Origin of the sequence: Vibrio sp. T13N, assembly GCF_032970445.1 — a bacterium.
Lineage (GTDB): Bacteria > Pseudomonadota > Gammaproteobacteria > Enterobacterales > Vibrionaceae > Vibrio > Vibrio diabolicus.
In genome coordinates, this window is the sequence record NZ_JAWJYE010000001.1 from 126,822 (window position 1) to 144,050 (window position 17,229).

Annotated in this window: 16 protein-coding genes; 5 read left to right on the forward strand and 11 right to left on the reverse strand. The window is 43.7% G+C overall.

What is annotated here, in order from left to right; all coding sequences use genetic code 11:
• Positions 1 to 50: 50 nt before the first annotated feature.
• Positions 51 to 1,400, reverse strand: a complete 1,350-nt coding sequence (locus R2S67_RS00585; RefSeq protein WP_317341731.1) for an alpha-amylase family protein — start codon at positions 1,398 to 1,400, stop codon at positions 51 to 53.
• A gap of 518 nt (positions 1,401 to 1,918) precedes the next feature.
• On the opposite strand from R2S67_RS00585, the gene R2S67_RS00590 reads away from it, so the two are divergent.
• Positions 1,919 to 2,275, forward strand: a complete 357-nt coding sequence (locus tag R2S67_RS00590) for a MerR family transcriptional regulator (RefSeq protein ID WP_005392533.1) — start codon at positions 1,919 to 1,921, stop codon at positions 2,273 to 2,275.
• 58 nt (positions 2,276 to 2,333) lie between these two features.
• Positions 2,334 to 2,711 (forward strand): carboxymuconolactone decarboxylase family protein, encoded by a 378-nt coding sequence (locus R2S67_RS00595; protein ID WP_053809605.1) that lies wholly within the window; start codon positions 2,334 to 2,336, stop codon positions 2,709 to 2,711.
• 82 nt (positions 2,712 to 2,793) lie between these two features.
• Here R2S67_RS00595 and R2S67_RS00600 read toward each other — a convergent pair whose 3' ends face one another.
• Positions 2,794 to 3,024 carry a PAS factor family protein gene (locus tag R2S67_RS00600; protein WP_005375384.1) on the reverse strand — a complete coding sequence of 77 codons (231 nt, stop codon included), beginning with the start codon at positions 3,022 to 3,024 and terminating at the stop codon, positions 2,794 to 2,796.
• A 285-nt stretch (positions 3,025 to 3,309) separates the two neighbouring features.
• Entirely contained in the window at positions 3,310 to 5,736 is a 2,427-nt protein-coding gene (locus R2S67_RS00605; protein WP_317341732.1) for a M9 family metallopeptidase, read from the reverse strand.
• A 448-nt stretch (positions 5,737 to 6,184) separates the two neighbouring features.
• On the opposite strand from R2S67_RS00605, the gene R2S67_RS00610 reads away from it, so the two are divergent.
• On the forward strand, positions 6,185 to 7,162 hold the full coding sequence (locus R2S67_RS00610; protein WP_317341733.1) for a hypothetical protein: 978 nt from the start codon (positions 6,185 to 6,187) through the stop codon (positions 7,160 to 7,162).
• Positions 7,163 to 7,193: 31 nt separating this feature from the next.
• Here R2S67_RS00610 and accD read toward each other — a convergent pair whose 3' ends face one another.
• A complete protein-coding gene (gene accD, locus R2S67_RS00615) occupies positions 7,194 to 8,057 on the reverse strand; it encodes an acetyl-CoA carboxylase, carboxyltransferase subunit beta (RefSeq protein WP_047008421.1) in 864 nt (287 codons plus the stop codon).
• A gap of 142 nt (positions 8,058 to 8,199) precedes the next feature.
• Here accD and R2S67_RS00620 point away from each other — a divergent pair, with 142 nt between their 5' ends.
• On the forward strand, positions 8,200 to 9,099 hold the full coding sequence (locus R2S67_RS00620) for a LysR family transcriptional regulator (RefSeq protein ID WP_085344499.1): 900 nt from the start codon (positions 8,200 to 8,202) through the stop codon (positions 9,097 to 9,099).
• Between the two features lie 131 nt (positions 9,100 to 9,230).
• Here the strand turns inward: R2S67_RS00620 and R2S67_RS00625 are convergent, their stop codons facing one another.
• From R2S67_RS00625 to R2S67_RS00635, 3 genes are all read right to left on the reverse strand, one after another.
• Entirely contained in the window at positions 9,231 to 10,790 is a 1,560-nt protein-coding gene (locus tag R2S67_RS00625) for a methyl-accepting chemotaxis protein (protein WP_317341734.1), read from the reverse strand.
• Positions 10,791 to 11,134: 344 nt separating this feature from the next.
• Positions 11,135 to 11,485: a DUF3147 family protein gene (locus R2S67_RS00630; protein WP_005392525.1), complete on the reverse strand. Its 351-nt coding sequence runs from the start codon at positions 11,483 to 11,485 to the stop codon at positions 11,135 to 11,137.
• A gap of 51 nt (positions 11,486 to 11,536) precedes the next feature.
• A complete protein-coding gene (locus R2S67_RS00635) occupies positions 11,537 to 12,613 on the reverse strand; it encodes a nickel/cobalt efflux protein RcnA (RefSeq protein WP_104970192.1) in 1,077 nt (358 codons plus the stop codon).
• A gap of 136 nt (positions 12,614 to 12,749) precedes the next feature.
• On the opposite strand from R2S67_RS00635, the gene rcnR reads away from it, so the two are divergent.
• Positions 12,750 to 13,022 (forward strand): Ni(II)/Co(II)-binding transcriptional repressor RcnR, encoded by a 273-nt coding sequence (rcnR, locus tag R2S67_RS00640; protein ID WP_085344497.1) that lies wholly within the window; start codon positions 12,750 to 12,752, stop codon positions 13,020 to 13,022.
• A 263-nt stretch (positions 13,023 to 13,285) separates the two neighbouring features.
• Here the strand turns inward: rcnR and R2S67_RS00645 are convergent, their stop codons facing one another.
• The 4 genes from R2S67_RS00645 to R2S67_RS00660 form a co-directional block, all read right to left on the reverse strand.
• Positions 13,286 to 14,779, reverse strand: coding sequence for a GntP family permease (locus tag R2S67_RS00645; protein WP_048625307.1), 1,494 nt, complete (start codon positions 14,777 to 14,779; stop codon positions 13,286 to 13,288).
• Positions 14,779 to 15,738, reverse strand: coding sequence for a D-erythronate dehydrogenase (gene denD, locus R2S67_RS00650; RefSeq protein ID WP_317341735.1), 960 nt, complete (start codon positions 15,736 to 15,738; stop codon positions 14,779 to 14,781). Before denD ends, R2S67_RS00645 begins: the two co-directional genes overlap by 1 nt.
• Before the next feature lie 61 nt (positions 15,739 to 15,799).
• Entirely contained in the window at positions 15,800 to 16,576 is a 777-nt protein-coding gene (gene otnI / locus R2S67_RS00655; protein WP_243327589.1) for a 2-oxo-tetronate isomerase, read from the reverse strand.
• A complete protein-coding gene (locus R2S67_RS00660) occupies positions 16,576 to 17,223 on the reverse strand; it encodes an aldolase (protein ID WP_005385078.1) in 648 nt (215 codons plus the stop codon). Before R2S67_RS00660 ends, otnI begins: the two co-directional genes overlap by 1 nt.
• Positions 17,224 to 17,229 lie beyond the last annotated feature (6 nt).

The following is a 17,229-nucleotide window of genomic DNA, read 5'->3' on the forward strand; positions in this document are numbered from 1 at the left end:
ACCGCCGACAAACATAAACACCGAGCTCGCTAAGCTCGGTGTTTTATTTTTTAGTTTTCGACGAGCAACATTGAGGCTTTAGGTGGCACAATTAACTTACCGTCAGATGGAACGTCCTGATCCGTCATCAAATCCACCCAGTCGCCATCCATTTTCAATGCCAAAGACTGCTGACGCTGCGATTTATTAAGCACGACAATGCCTTTGCTCCCTCGCTTAAATACCAGCATATCATCGTTACCTTCAAGAACACTCATCGACTCGCCATGCGTCATATTATGGAACTGGATCATTTTCGCCATTCGCGGATCGTGCCATGCGCCTTGCCATCTTGGCTTGCCATTTTTATCTGTAATACCGCTAGTGTTTAAGTCGGTATAAACCAATGGCACACCACCATCGCGGCCTAGAATGTAAGCATAAGCTAACCATTCGTTTTCCTCATCCATGATCAGATCAAGAAAAACGTCATTGTTAGGAATGTCATGCGTGACAACAAATGTAATGGCGCGACCAGGCGAAAGGGCCTGACCGAAACAGTATGGGTCAATCAACGACTTGAAACTGCCCTTTTTAGCAAACGCCTTAAAAATGGTCGAGAACAACGGGAAATCGTAAGCGCCTAAGCGAGTTTCCTGTAAATACGGCTCAAGAAACAACTGATACTCTTCTTCCGTCGCACCGCCATCGGTAATAATTTCGCCAAATATATGCACATCGCGCGTGATGTCGTCTGTCCAAACACGTTTAAGATGCTCTAACGTCATGTGTTTCGCGGCATCAATACGAAAACCTTTCACACCAATGGCTTTCAGTGCTTTTAGGTAAGCGCGTTGCTGCTCAACGACATGGTCACAAACACGGAGGGTTGGCAAGCCAGGATCGGTTGGTCCACCTGTGATGCGTCCATTTTGTACCTGCCATTTATCTTTCCAGTCTTTAATACCGAACGCTTCAACAAAGTCCTCTTCATCAAAAAGCGGTTGAGATAAGTCGCCAAATAACGTTAGCGACTGATATTTCTGTTTGTTTTGTTGGTATTCCTCCAAGACATCTTTTCTTGGGTATTGGAGGTCTCGGCGAAGGTGGGCCTCATTTGCCATATGGTTAAACACCACGTCAGCGTAAACCCACACGCCAACTTGCTCCAGTTCACGAACCATACGGATAAAGTCTTTGGTATCACCCAACGCATTGTCGATGACACGGTAATCTTGAGGTTGATAGCGCTGCCACCAGCGATCATCGTGGGCGCTTTTCATTGGTGGCGAAACCAGCACGGAGCCGTAACCTAGCTCGTGGATTTCTTTTGCTCGTTGGGCAATGTCAACATACTTCCAATCAAATGCATGTAAGATAACATTCGCACCGAATGATTGTATTTCCTGTGAGCCACTCATGTTGTTCTCCTACTCGTTTTCACTCACGATTACTTGTTTGCATTTTTTTGTGAGTGAATTCAATAGTCGAAATTATAAGAGCTATTCATCAGACGCCCTCACCCTTTTCGCCCTAACTCAAGGCTGAAAATGAAGGCGTAGTGACTCCTCCATTGCACAAGTAGAAACGGTTCTGGACGTAAACGAGTAGATGGCATTCAAGCACACCGCACATAAAATAAATTAAGTCATTGTTTTGTATTGCAAAAAATTGCATTCAAAATATATGAAAGAAAATGCCCGGGTACGCCCTAAAGGAGGCCAAAGACTAAAAACAGCCAAACCACTCTATTGAGTAACTAATTTTTAATAAAGTGAAACTGGCAGGTGGATCACGTTTGGCGCGTATTCAAAACAGCCCCCTTCTGCGTATCCAACCTTAAAACATGGAAGATTACCGTTTGTATCTATCCCGAAATGACTTCAAAATGCGGAACTTAGCTTATGCCTATTGGTATGAATTACCTTGGAGGGTAATCATGAATATCAAAGAGTTTTCTAGCCTCGTCGGCTTGTCTGCTCATACACTTCGATACTATGAAAAAATTGGCTTACTTAAACATGTCCATAGAAACGCGAGTGGGCATCGAGTGTATAGTGCGAAAGATCTAAGCTGGATTAGCTTCGTAAAGCGATTAAAAGAAACTGCAATGCCGCTTGAAGAGATTCTGGAATATGCAAAATTAAGGGAAGTCGGCTCAGAATCTGTACGACAACGCCAAGCCTTGCTAGAGCAACACCAAGAAAACCTCAAGCTCCACATTGAACAGCAGCAAAAGCACTTAACGGCTCTAGAAGAAAAAATTGCATTGTATAAAAGCGGAAAAGTTCGTTGACTTAGAGTTAACTCTAACGATTAAGGTATGTTTGCATTTATTCACTAGGAACATATCGATGGAACAATCACGCTTTAACAAAGGATTAGAACTACTCTCTCACATTGATGGCGACGCTGGTCACAATGTCATCGAAAGCTTACAAGATATTTGCCCAGATTTAGCTCAGTACACCATTGAGTACCCGTTTGGCGATATTTATGCTCGCCCAGGCTTAGACCTAAAATCGAGAGAAATCGCAACCGTCGCCGCGCTAACGGCAATGGGGAATTGTTCGCCACAACTGAAAGTACATCTCAATGCAGCACTGAATGTAGGCTGCAGCGAGGCTGAAATTAAAGAAGTCATCTTACAGATGTCCGTCTACGCAGGGTTTCCAGCGGCATTAAACGGCATGTTTGCATTCAAAGAAGTGCTAGCGGAAAGAGCAGAGTAATAACGACGTTGGAATCAATTTAAAGGCAATTAAATTAAAAACGGCCCTTGGGGATCGGGCCGTGATTTAAACAACGAGTGAATTAGCGCTCAGGGGTTTCAAGCAGTTTAACCGCGCAATCTACCGCGTTGTTAATGCCTTGACTACTCTCCAACTTGCCTGAACTTGCAGGACCAAGGGCACAAGAATACAAAGCCAGCTGCTTATCGAACGGCAGATCCAACTGTTCATATAGATTTTGTCGGATTCTTGCATGTTGTTCTGGTTCTTGGTTAGCAAGGCTAATCAACGTTTCATAAATAAGCGTTTTCATGTCTTTCCCTTTTCACTTTATTGCACGGGGTGCATATATATTGTATCCGTTTGGAAAGCACAAATCAGAAGCTAGGTCACAGAACGCGTCGCTAAAAAAGTTTATGTGCGCGGTAAATTGTAATACAAACCTAAAGCCGTTTAGAAAAAGAGCAAAGGATAACTCGATAAATCAGCCGATTAACTGGCATTCGCCGCTGTTTGATCACAATAGCGTCCGATACAAACAAAAACGCCGCCCTATGAGCGACGTTTTTTATCTCGATTTCAGCTAATCGAACATGTTTTAGTTGAAGTGCACTAACATTTCAACGTCATCACCTTGTTCTGGTGCTTGAAGAGAGAAGTGCACATAGCCCGCTTCAGTAACAGGAATCGCAAGGTATTCGTTGCTGCCTGCATAGTTGGACACGTACTCGTGTTGCTCAACTGTAGGCCAATGCTCCCTACTCGCGTATAGGTCGACATTACCTGTTTGAGAGTGAGCCGTTAGCCATACACGAACCTCTTCAACACCTTCAGGTACATACACTGCCGCATAACGCTGCTTGTGAACGGTCAGCATTTTTGCTTCACCAGACTCTAATACCACCGGTGCCAAATCGTCTTGCACTTGTGTTGGCGGTGTTTGCGCTTCAACGTCTAAAGCAGCCACAAGATTCACTGAGTCATAGTTATCACGGCCAGTTAAACTGATGTAGTAACGACCTGCTTTCACGTAACCATCCTGCTCTGGCTCAAATACAATCTCTTCATTGCTGCCATCGCCATACTGGCTCATTTCAAAGTCGTAGTAATGCGCAACTTTGTTGTAGCTCATGTAAAGATCCGCATCCCCCGCACCTTCAATAGATACATTAAAGCGAACGGTGTTGGCTGGTACGTCAACGTAGAACAGTTTTTCACTGTATGCTTCGCCACTGAGTTGAATGCTTTGGTTCGCCGTCAATTCAGTCACTTGTGCTTCAGGTTCTGTTGGTTCTATTGGCTCTTCTGGGTCAGTACCTGGTTGCTCTGGCTCCACTTCTAACGTATCCAACCAACGCTCAAACTCTGCGTCATATTGTTGACCTAATGTCGTCACCTGTTGCGCCCACTGTTCAAACTGACCAGTGCGCGACAACGCCAACAAGCTTTCTACGTCTTGCGGATGATTTTCTAGCATGAATCGAACGGCCAAGTAACCCCAACGATAGATACGATTAGTATCGTGAGAATATGTGGTATCAAACACAGTTGAAAGGCTCAGTTTACCGCCTGCAATCAGTTCGATCGCCGCTTGGTAGCCTTGTTTGTAATGCATGTATTCAGCAAAACCTTCCAGCCACCACACGATATGACCGTGGGCTAAGTTATCACTGAACGAGCCGTACTGGTTAAATCGCGCGTCCAAATAGTGCGTGTACTCATGCTCTAGATTCAAGATCGATAAATCTTCGCCATTCGCATAGCGATAAGCCACGAAACGGGCGGTATTGTCCGCTTTTGATGGATTCCCTTCAAGGTACTGACCACCGTTGTCCGTTGTATTACCAAACAGGAACGAAGAATAATCAACGTAGCTGTCGTTACTAGCAAACACCGCCACCTCAACACGATCATTCAAGTCATCAGCGACAGGTTGATTGCCCGTATTCACCACTTGATGGAAGTCGGCTTCTTTCGCAGCCAGTACTTCACACGCTTTCGCAGCTTGAGCATCGGTTAGATCTTCAGAGCGAATGATGGCAGGTCCCTGACACTCAAAACGATTTGGCATCACGCGCGCTGCTAGATCTTGCTTCGCTTGGTCTAGGTCCAGACCGTTTAAGCCTTCAGGAGCGTAGTAGCTCATCATCTCTACGGCAGCAAGCCACAGTTTGTCATGCTCACTGCCCAATGGATAACGCTGCATCACTTGTTGCATCACAACCAAGGCTTTGCGTTTGGTCTCCTGGTCTGGGCTCGCAAGCAAACGACCAGTTTCACGTAATGCATTGAAAACAATAAAGCTCGCATCCGTATCCAATGCCCAAGCGTTATCAGATGCGAATCTCGCTAATGTATCAATATGGTGAGTATTGTTTGCCATGTAGCGGTAGAACTCATCGTTTGCTACATGACCTGCCATAGAACGGAACAGGTTGTTTAAACCATCGACCCATTGCGTGTCCTGCGCGGTTTCACGATTAAAGTGCATCAACGCGGCCATCATGCTATCCATGGTCAGCGGCAACTGCTTCACGTTATCAACCATCAAAGTCAAGCTCTTCATTGCGCCAACTTGTTCACGGCCTTGATCCAAAGCATGAGGGTTGTTAAGGAATAGGTTCGTCGACTGAGCAAAACGCTGACTCAACGCTTCTGAAAACTCAGGTGTACCTGTGCCAGCATTGTAACGAACGTAGTATGCAGCACGAATAAACTCGCCCAGATTTTCTAGAACACGAGCTTGCTCTGCTTCTCCACGATAGCGGGCAATTTCTTGATCCAACGCGACTTGGATACGGCTTAAGCTCGCTTCGCTGTAAATATCGTTCAGCGTTGCGGAAGGAGCTGAAAACCAAGCGTGGTAGCAATCATACTCAGCACCAGAAACGGCAGCAGCCAAGTCTCTCGATTGTTGTAAATCAGCAACAGCGCACTGGTTTTGTGCAAAAGAGAAGCTAGACACACTCGCTAGCATACAAGCAAGCGCCAAACGATGGCGCGGGAAAAAACGAATATGAGACATAACAACACTCATTGATTATTAACATACATTGAGTGGGGGTTTATATTCTTTACAGCTCAAACAGTGAAATCAGTGTCATAAAATTTATGAAATCGCTCCCAAAAATAGGCTTTTTACTCTAAATTTATGGGATCAATCCCAACCCAAGATTTCTCACAATTATCAATAAAAACATTAATTTACCTTTTTCTAAATAACAACTTTATGAGGAAAATTGCCCTTAAACGCCCCCCTTAACTCTTCCAGATAGAGTTCACGACAATCAAAGGTTCTAAATTAAATTTTGATGCTTGATACCATCTATTTTTATTTGTGACTCATTCCCAATAAGTCATCGAGTGCATATCAAAAGGTTGGCATTAATGGTAAATTCTCCGCCAAATCAAACACATTTACTCCTCGAGTCATTGATGAGTGAATAAAGCAGATATTTGGCTAGGGATAATACATGTCACTTTGGGTTTTTTTGGGAGCGGGGATTGCCTACTTCATGACAACGTTTGCCTTTGTTTTTGGCGGCATTTTTTGGTTATGTGCTGAAGGTAATACATTAAGAGAAACAAAGCGCCAATCATCAATAATGTCCGGGGTTATTGCTTGTACTATTGGAACTTGGGTGCTTGCTTTTGGTGTTTACGTTTACGGTTACTTTTGGGATAACTCTTCTCACTATTATTTTTATTTGCTCGCTCCATGGGGACTTGCCATTTTTGGGGTAAAACTTCGTAACCGCTGGGTTAAGCAATACGCGCGTGTAAAACACGCAAAAGAAGAACAGTGGCAAAAGCGCTGGCGAGAATTATTAGGGGAAGATACTGAAGATCTTCCACCATATCCACATGATTACGAGCTCTACTCGGGCATTTGGCAAGCCAATGAAGCGCTCCGAGAACAGTGTTTTTCAGCCCTTCCTCACGGGAAAGCAGTCTACGAGAGAGTGAAAGCCTTCCAAACGATGGCCTCCCCCGCTGGTGACATAAACAATCAAGTTTTGCTGAGTAAACTCGATCAACTAGAGGATGAAATCATTCAAGTTCTTGAGCAACACTCGCAAAAGAAAGTAAGCATTGAAACTGGCGCAGGTACTTTACGCAAAGAGTCAAAACGCAATGTTTATCACCATGAGAATAGCCCAACAGAAGAGCAACTGTACGACTCAATCAACCTCCAACATGATTTGGATCGAGAGCTACGCAACATTATCTATGATCGGCTCGGTTACGATGGCGAAGATGAGTACTTTTTCCTCCAAGCGCCACTCGAAGAGCTTACCGAGAATGAAACCGCAATCAACTGGATGCTCTGGGGTTTAGTAAGCGACCATTTTGCTGTTGACCCATACCAAACGGCGTTGGATCTCAGCCTAATGAATGCGGAACCAAGATGGGGCCAAAATGAACGGTTTGTAATGATTACGGCTCAATAAACGCAAGTACTAAGTCTAACTTTAATACAACCTATTCTGAGACCACCCTCGCGTTGGTTAACTTAGCCAATAAGCCGCCAACGCGATCACGCATTTCACGTCTGTCCACAATCATATCTAATGCGCCATGTGCCAATAAAAACTCACTTCTTTGAAACTCGTCTGGTAGCTTTTCACGTACCGTTTGTTCAATAACACGCCTTCCCGCAAAGCCGATGCTTGCTTTAGGCTCACCAATATTGATGTCTCCCAACATGGCTAAACTCGCCGAGACGCCACCATAAGTTTGGTCCGTCAATACTGAGATATAGGGTAATCTGTGCTCAGATAAATGGTTTAACGCGGCGCTGGTTTTTGACATTTGCATTAGTGCTACCAAAGACTCTTGCATGCGCGCCCCTCCGCAAGCAGAAAAACACACTAGCCCAGATTTTGTATTAATCGCAGTTTCAACGGCGCGGACAAATTTCTCGCCAACCACCGCCCCCATCGAGCCAGCCATGAAAGAGAATTCAAACGCACAAGCTACAACAGGCAAGCCTAGCAACTTCCCCTGCATCACAACCAAGGCATCTTTTTCTCCAGTCGTTTTCTGCGCGATGGCAATTCGCTCTTTATATCGCTTTAAGTCTTTAAAACCCAAAATATCCTGCGGTTCCAACTCACTTGCCAACTCTTGCTGTGTTCCATGATCCAGAAAAGTGTTCAACCTTTGACGTGCAGCCATTCTCATGTGATGAGAGCACCTAGGACATACTTCCAAATTCTCTTTTAATGCCGCGCGATAAAGTATTTGTTCACATTCAGGGCATTTTGTCCAAACGCCCTCAGGAATAGACGCTTTGCGCGAACCTATTATATTCTTATTCTCAAATAACCTTTCTAGCCAACTCATGAGTACCTCATTATTGATCACCTCGTAGCAGGACATCTGCATCGTTTGCCCGCTCTGACTGTTAAATAAAATTGTATGCAACTCAGTCTGAGGATAAAGTGCAATATGCTGGCTTGATAATCCAATAAAGTGGGACAATAGAATGTTTGATAACGTCGACCAAATCTGGTTAAAAAGTTTTCACTGTGTGTATGAAAACAACAGCTTTAAGCGAGCCGCTGAGTGTTTGAATATACCAACATCGAATGTCAGCCGACATATTGCCCTGCTTGAAGAAAAGTTAAACATCAGGTTGTTCAATAGAACGACAAGGCGAATGACGCCTACCGAGGCTGGAGAAGAGCTCTATAGCAGCACTCGTCCACTACTAGAACAACTCAACAACGCGCTAGAAACCGTGACTCGCCACTCGCACACCGTAACGGGAGAGCTACGTATTCTTATGCCAGACACACCTGTACTGGCCAAAGCGGTTGTCACCTTTTGCACGCAATACCCGTCAATCTCTTTGTCTTGCGATACAACGCTAAACCCTAAAGATGATGTTATTGATAGCTTTGATGTCATTTTGAGTTTTCATAGAGGGACTTTGTCTGACAGCAATTGGGTAGCAAGGGAAATCAAACGCTGGCCCAGTGCTATTTTGGCTGCGCCTCAACTGCTTAATAAGTACGCCAGCCCTTACAAAATTACGGATTTAAATCATGTTCCCTGTATCACGACACTTACCGCAGTAAATGGTGCTCCCTGGGTGTTTAAAAACCCCGACGGAGGTCATATTACACAAACAGTACAATCCTCGTTCAAAGTAAACAGTGGCCATCTCGCTAAATCTGGCGCGTTATCAGGGCTTGGATACGCAATACTTCCAATAGAATCATGCAAAGATGAGATCGAGAGCGGCAAGCTTGAAGTCATCCCTCTAGAATACGAACCTGAAGATTTAGTGCTTTATGCGTTTTACTCTTCTAGAAAGCACTTAGCCAAGAAAATCTCTATGTTTGTTGAGCACTTAAAACAACACGCGAAGCTTAACGCCTAGTTAAGCACTAATCATTTATCCCAATAACTATAAAAACTGGCATAGTAGAGCAAATCGACATTCGATTTTCTCAAATAAAAAAGCCAGCAATCGAGATTTACTGGCTTTTGCAAAAGGATTTCCGTTGGCGTTTAAATTCTAAACGCTCCTACGTGGCGATCGAGAGTTCTCGATAATTCCGCAAGTTGTTGACTTGATTCTTCCAATTGCTCACTCGCCGTTAGCGCGTTTTTAACGGAGTGACTGACGGTATCCATATTCATGTTAATTTCATTTGCTACCGTCGATTGCTGTTCTGTTGCCGTTGCCACTTGAGTATTGATATCCAAAATAGTAGTAACTTGATCAGCAATTGCCTCTAGTGCTTGTCGAGCCAGCTCCGTTTCTGCAGTGCCTTCTTCAATAAGGATTCTACTATTACTCATTGAATTAACCGCACTTTGGGCTTCGGTTTGCAACTGATGGATCATATTGTCAATTTCATCAGTGGACTGAGCCGTTTTAGTTGCAAGATTACGAACCTCGTCTGCCACTACGGCGAAACCTCGTCCGGCATCACCGGCGCGCGCTGCTTCAATAGCGGCATTTAACGCCAATAAGTTCGTTTGCTCAGAGATCCCTCTAATGACTTCGAGAATACTACCAATCGACTGAGTGTTGTCCGCAAGACTTACGATAATATTGGAAGTACTGTTCATCTCGTTTTCAAGATTCGTCATCGCCGTCTTGGTGCGTTCTAGCGTCTTGTAGCCATCTTGAGTCTCATTACTTGCCGTGCTCGCAGCACTCGCTGCACCAGCAGCATTTGACGCAATTTCGTTGACGGTCGCGATCATTTCGTTCATAGACGTGACAACCAACATGGTTTGCTCATTCTGCTCCTGCCCTCTTGCGAGCGCTTGTTGAGATTGTCCACGCAGCGCAACAGCAGAACCATTCAGATCCACACCAGTATTTACAACTTGTGTAATTATTTCATGTACCTTGCCAACAAACACGTTGAACGCCGAAGAAATTTGTGCGACTTCATCATTACCTTTTGCTGGTAAACGAACCGTTAAGTCTCCGTCACCTTTCGAGATGTCTTGCAACGCCTCCTTAAGCGCAGATAGCGGTCGCATCAGCTTGTTGAGTAGAAGCGATAGAGCCAAAACACACAGAACGAAGATCACCACCATGGAAATCAGTTGGGAAGTAATAATTCCATTCGTCGCTTGGCTTACTTCTGTAATAGGAATACCAATATCAAACGTACCGTACAACTGACCATTCACGTAGATCGGCGCCATGATATCAAACACCCACACTTTCTGGACATCGGCATACCACTTTGAATACTGTTGTACACCTTTGGTTGCACCTTCAACGGTGTAGTTATCATTGTAGGTTTTATTTAGCTTCTGCTTATCACTGTGAGCAACCGCCGTCACATTGCGATCAATTACGACTGCATAGCTTACGTCTGAACGTTGTTTCAAACCCTCAACAAGCGATTGTAAGTCTTGCATTGGGTTGGCTGAGTTCTCCAAAATATAACTTGCATTTCCTGCTAAAAACTCAGCTTGAACTTGGGATTTGTTTAAGATGATGTCATCGATTTTCTGACTCGAAATTAGGTACGTTGATGCCATACTTGCCACGACAGCAATACCAAACATGGCGCAAACGGCTAATAAGATGATTCTTTTCATTTTAATTGTCTCGGTACAATTCAATGTGATGCTCACGACAGAGCGTTAAGCCTTTCGCCTCTTATAACCAACACAAACTGTATTTTTAGCCTGTCTGGCAAAGCTAGACGTAACTTTGTAGCCACTGTATCTGCCTGATTACCGATAACTTTAGAATGAAGGAAGAAAAGTCTTCAAACGTCACATTTCTACGAGGTTTGACTGAAAAACAAGAGAGCAATCGCTAACTTCAAGTAAGCGGCCACACTAGCATCGAGAGTTAAAAAAAGAGTTCTAGTTAGAGCCTTGAAAATATAAATAAGCGAGCGCTTCGACCTATATTCTTACAATTCTCCTTTGCTCAATTAAGTTAATTCTATTCCAAACTCTTTAATAACGATGGTCACAATGAAGAAACAAACGATTGAAATAATGGCGCAAATTCCCAAAGAGAACCAAAACGAATATCGGCTCAGTAAGAAAGGAAAAACTAGAAACATCGGCAATGTAGGCAGTACATACCAAAAAGTATAAAACGCGTGGTTCGCGAGCTTTTCCTGACCTTGCCCTTCAATATACATCCAAATTAAAGCTAAAATAGTGACCGTCGGGAGCGCGGCAATCAGCGCTCCCGCTTTATCACTTCTCTTGGCAACTTCAGATATCAGCACCACTATTCCTGCGGTTAACGCGTACTTAGTAATCATCCACAACATGAAAGAGCTACCTTTAATAAACAAAAAGCGACGTAATAATTACAACAGAGCTTAGCTCATTAACGTCGTAAACCCGTGCATGCCCATATACATACCAACGGCACTAATCAAGATCCCCGATAGATAAGGTGCACGACGAGCCACATCGTTCAAACCACTCCACTTCGATGTTGCTTTTTGAACGCCCACTGCCGCGACAACACCAACCGCAACTAAAGTTAACGCTAGACCAATACTGAACGACACCACCAAGGTTGCACCAAGTGTCATGGCCTTAAGTTGCAAACAAATGAGTAAAACAGTGACCGCCGCCGGGCATGGTATTAACCCACCAGTCAAACCAAACAGAAGTATTTGTCCATTGGTAACATCTCGATCGCCAAAGCGCTTTTGAATATCTAGAGCGTGAGCACGCTCATGAGCATCTTGGTACTCTTTATTCTCACTTTCCGAATGGGAATCCGCATGAAAATGCACCTCGAAATCGTGGGTGTGATCATGGTGCCCGACCATCAATGTGACGAAAAAATCATCAGAGGCTTCAATACAGGAGGCAGATTCCAAATAGCCATCGCGCTCAATAAAGTGATAAATATCAGAAGGCTGTCTGATTGCGTTGGGTAGCACTAGTTTAACGTTTTCAGCCGTTAAAGGCTTACCGTTAAGTGTGCGTAACTGAAAACGGCAGTGATGCCCTTCTTCTACGATAGAAAGCGATAGATGCCCATGACCAGTATCGACAACTTGCGTTCTCCAGTCTCGAGCTTGCTTATGAGCTTTGTGCCAAGCTCGCTCATCACTCCACGTTCTCCAGAACATCCATAAACCCGTCGAAACGATAATCACCCCAGAGATAAGCTGCATCCATGGCTCCGCAGCTTCTGCAGTAAATCTTTGACTTATATACATCCCACCCGCAGCAATTATCCATACGATCGCCGTATGGGAAAGCGTTGCAGCCAACCCCAACATCACGGCCTGCTTCACTGTTCCTTTTACGGCCACAATAAACGCGGCCATCATCGTTTTTGAATGTCCTGGCTCTAATCCATGTAACGCTCCTAATAAAATGGCGCTGGGTATAAAAAACCATCCATTACCTTGTTGTAATAATGCGACAAAATCCATTGTTATTCTCAATATGCTCTTCTAAAGTTGCCCCAAACTATACTCCCCCCCAGTATTAAATACTACCCCCCAGTATAAGATAAGTGCTACATTATCAGTTAGAATCTCGCAGTCAGTAACTTAAAGAAGATAAGTCATGTCCCATACAACCAGAGATCAAAAGAAGCTCAATACCCGTGTCAGCAAAATACAGGGTCAGGTGAATGGTCTTAAAAAAATGCTGGAAGAAGAACATGAGTGCCAAGATGTGTTGCAACAAATCGCTGCAATTCGAGGGGCTGTAAATGGCTTAATGAAAGAAGTAATTAAAGGCCACTTACTTGAGCACGTTGTACTTGAGGAAGACAAAACTCAACGTGAAAAAGATATGGAAGTCGTATTGAAAGTACTGGACTCTTATATAAAGTAACCCTACTTCGCTAGAGTAAAGTCACTAGGGTTAAACTCGAATAGATCCTTTATATGTAATCGTTAACTAAACGGGAAATAGAGATTCCATTTCATATCGATTAGGTTGAAAGAAACTATATCAGTTCAAGTTAAATAGTTTAGTTATCAGAACTAAAACGGCCCAAACGTAGGGCCGTTCATATTATTAAAAATCCCTAAACTATCTGCTAAAAATACATATTGTGATAGGTTTTGACTTTATGGAAGAGTACAAGTAAACCTTTATACCTCTTGTAATTCGACGTGCTTAGCGCTGTAAGATTTTGTAAATGCAATACACCCCAAAAGTACAGCAAGTGGTAACACGGGATCAAAGATTGAACCATGAGATCCGAAGAATAAGTTAAGAATCATGACTAATGAACCACCAATAGCCCAAGCAATTGTTGTTGGAATAGTCCAAATAATGAGTTGTTTCTTAACCTCAGTCACCCCCATTAGTCGATTAACAATATGGAATAACGAGTCATTAAAGTAGCCAGCAAATAGAGATCCCATCGTAGCTGCCGTCGCTGCGAATAAAAGGTTAACATCAGGAATATTCACTAAAACTGGGGCAGATATAGAAGCAGCGGTTATCATGGAGACTGTACCAGAGCCTTGAATAATGCGAACTAACGTCGCAATAATAAATGGAATCATAACCGCAGAAATAGGAAGCCCTGCAACTTGGTTGGCAATCTCTGCGCCCGCCCCCGTTTCACGCAATACCGCACCTAACGCGCCACCAGCACCTGTTACTAACAAAATGATGCCACAAGTGGAGATTCCTTGTTCCATCTTTTCATTCGCTTCTTCTTTGGTAAGGTTATTACCCAATGTGTAAACCGCTAATAAGGTTGCTATTGATAGTGCAATTGTAGGGCTGCCGATAAAAGCGATAAATTGACCAAATGTTGTTGCTGTCAGCCCTTCGAAACCGAAAGTACCCTCTAATAAACCCATCACTGATTTCGCAAGTATAAGTAAAATAGGGATAATAATTGGAGCGATAGATTTACTTAAAGATGGTAGGTCTTTCGCTTCTTTACTTGCAATGTACTCTTTGTGATCATTAATCAGTTGCTCACTAGACTTCGAGAAATGTTCGGTTGGAATGAATTCAGGAAACTGCTTTTCTAACCATCTTGCATACCAAACAATACCCATGACACAAGGCGCTGCGATCATCAAACCAAAACCTAACATGCTGGCAAGATCGACACCAAAGATACCAGCAACTCCCAAAGGCCCTGGAGTCGGCGGAATAGCGTGATGCGCTACGACCAAGCCGCCCGCCAGAGCAACCGTAAGCGTTAAAATCGAGCGATTGGACGTTTTTGACAAAGACTTCGCTATTGGATAAAGAATGATAAGCGCGCTATCCACAAAGATTGGGATGCTAACAATATAGCCAGTTACAGCAAGAGCGGCCTCTTCTTTCTTTTTTCCTAACCACTTTATAAAATTATAGGCAATACTTTCTCCTGCTCCAGAAGCCTCTAAAATAGCCCCCATCATAACGCCGAGACCGATGACAATCCCTATACCGCCTAATGTTCCACCAAATCCTTTGCTAACGGTCGCAATAGTGTCGTCAACACTTAACCCACCAATAATACCTGCGATACATGCCGCAATTAACATCGCAATTAACACATGTACTTTTGTACGTAATACAAGAAAAACAAGGACTGATACGGCTACTATTAGTCCAATTACTGAGGTTGGTAACATTAGACAATCTCCATATTGTTAACAGAAATAAATTGTTGTAATACATCCTTGAAATTACTGTCTGCTTTAAATCCAAGCTCCAGTTCTTTAGTACAATCAATTTTTTGTGGCCAACTACTCACAATACGATCAATACCCGCATCATGCTCATAGGTAATATAATTAGAAAGTTGTTTACCCATTAGAGTGTCCATTGTTTGAATCATCTCAGCTGGTGTAGTTTGAATGCCAGGTAAATTAAGCGTTCTATAGGACAGATTATTTAACTGCTCATAAGGCATTAGCCCTGCATACTGAATATTGTCAACCACTCTAGACGGGCTCGATATCCAAAGTTTTAGCGTAGGGTCTACAGGACAATTTGATTCTTGAGCATTCAAAGGCTCACGAATAATTCCGCTTACGAAAGAGCTAGCGGCAAGGTTTGGTTTCCCAGGGCGAATACAAATAGTCGGTAAACGTACGGATACAGCTTTAACAAAGCCTTTACGGGCATAGTCGTTCACCAATAACTCACCTATAGCTTTTTGCGTCCCGTAGGATGACTGAGGATGAAGTGCTGTTATTGGTGTAATCGTTTCCGGAAGATCACCACCAAATACAGCTAAAGATGAAGCAAACGTAAAACGAATATTAGGGTTTACTTTACGGCAACGCTCAAGCAATAACTGTGTGGTCGTCAGATTTACAGCTACGCCTAAATCAAAATCTTGCTCAGCATGGCTCGATACAATTGCCGCTAAATGAAAAATGTGTGTCGTTTCGGCAGTAATAACTTGGTCTATATTTTCTCGCTTTGTCATATCCATGACTAAAGAAACGACTCGGTCATCAATGCCCTCTAAGCGCGACTTTTGAATGTCGATAATAGTAATACTTTCAGCTTTGTTTTCTTTTAGTAGTGATTTGGCAAGTAGGGTTCCGAGAAAACCCGCCCCTCCAGTTATGATAATATTCATAGTCACGACCCTTTGTTTTTGTAATTAGTTTCAAGTTATTTATGGATAGAAATTAAAATTGTTATAGGTATGGTTTAACCCAACTAAGGCCCAGCTGCGTGCTATGCCTTGGGTTGTATTCACAACCGATCCAGCCTTGGTAACCAGAGTCATCCAAAACATTGAATAGGTGTGGGTAATTCAGTTCGCCTTCCGATGGTTCGTGCCTTTCAGGCACAGAAGCAATTTGAATATGGCCTGTGTATGGCGCCACATCGCGAATCAACGTACTCAGATCACCGTCCATAATTTGTGCGTGATAGAGATCGAGCTGCAATTTCACGTTTGGACGAGCCACTTGTTTGATGAGTTCCACCGCTTCACGTTGATGTGCAACAAAGTAGTTCGGTACATCGCGATTGTTGAGTGGCTCAATCATCAGCTCAACACCATGTTCGGCAAACTTATCCGCTGCATAACGAATGTTTGAGATAAAGGTTTCAATATGCTGATCACGAGTGAAGCGTGAATCAACAATGCCAGACATAGCGTGAACCTTTTTACAGTTCAGTGCCTTGGCGTACATCAACGCAGTCTCGACGCTCGTTTTAAATTCATCCTCACGCCCCGGAATAGCTGCAAAACCTCGTTCACCTGCATCCCAATCACCTGGAGGCATGTTGAATAACGCTTGCTCAAAACCAAACTGCTGTATCTTGCTTGCTAGTTCTTGCGCTTCGAATGCGTATGGAAAAAGGTATTCCACCGCTTTGAAGCCCGCTTGGTGTGCTTTTTCGAAACGATCTATAAAAGGAACTTCTGTGAATAACATTGTCAGATTTGCCGCGAATTTAGCCATTACTTACCTCTCCCTTTTAGGTCTTGAATCTCAGTATCCGTTAAGTAGCGGATGTTGCTGTCTTTAAGAATGAACGCTAGCTTCGCTGTCTCTTCTAGCTCTTCTGCGTTATCCACTGCATCTTCAAAGTCCGTACCCGTGATCACTGGACCATGGTTCGCCAGGAGGAAAGCTCTGTAGTCACTAGCCCGCTGCGCAAGTTCTTCAGCAATCTGAGGGTCGCCCGGGCGCAGGTACGGAATCACTGGCAGTTCGCCAATGCGCATTACAAAGTAAGGTGTGAAAGCTTTGATGGCATTCTCGCGATCTAAACCTTCAAGACAAGAAAGCGCCGTCAAGTAAGTAGAATGCAGATGCACAATCGCATTACACTTTGAGTTATTTCGATAAATCGCCAGATGAAAAGCCACTTCTTTTGATGGCTTTTCACCAGAGATATGGTTGCCATCAATATCCACAACCGAAAGCTCTTCAGCAATCAAGCGGCCGAACGAAGAACCAGTTGGCGTTGCCAGAAAGTGTCCATTAGGCAGTTTTAGAGAAAGGTTGCCAGCGCCGCCAGTCGCATAGCCACGTTCAAACATAGAGCGCGCCATAGTGACCATTTGCTCTCGAAGTTGTTGTTCTGTCATCAATTCTTTATTCATCACAAC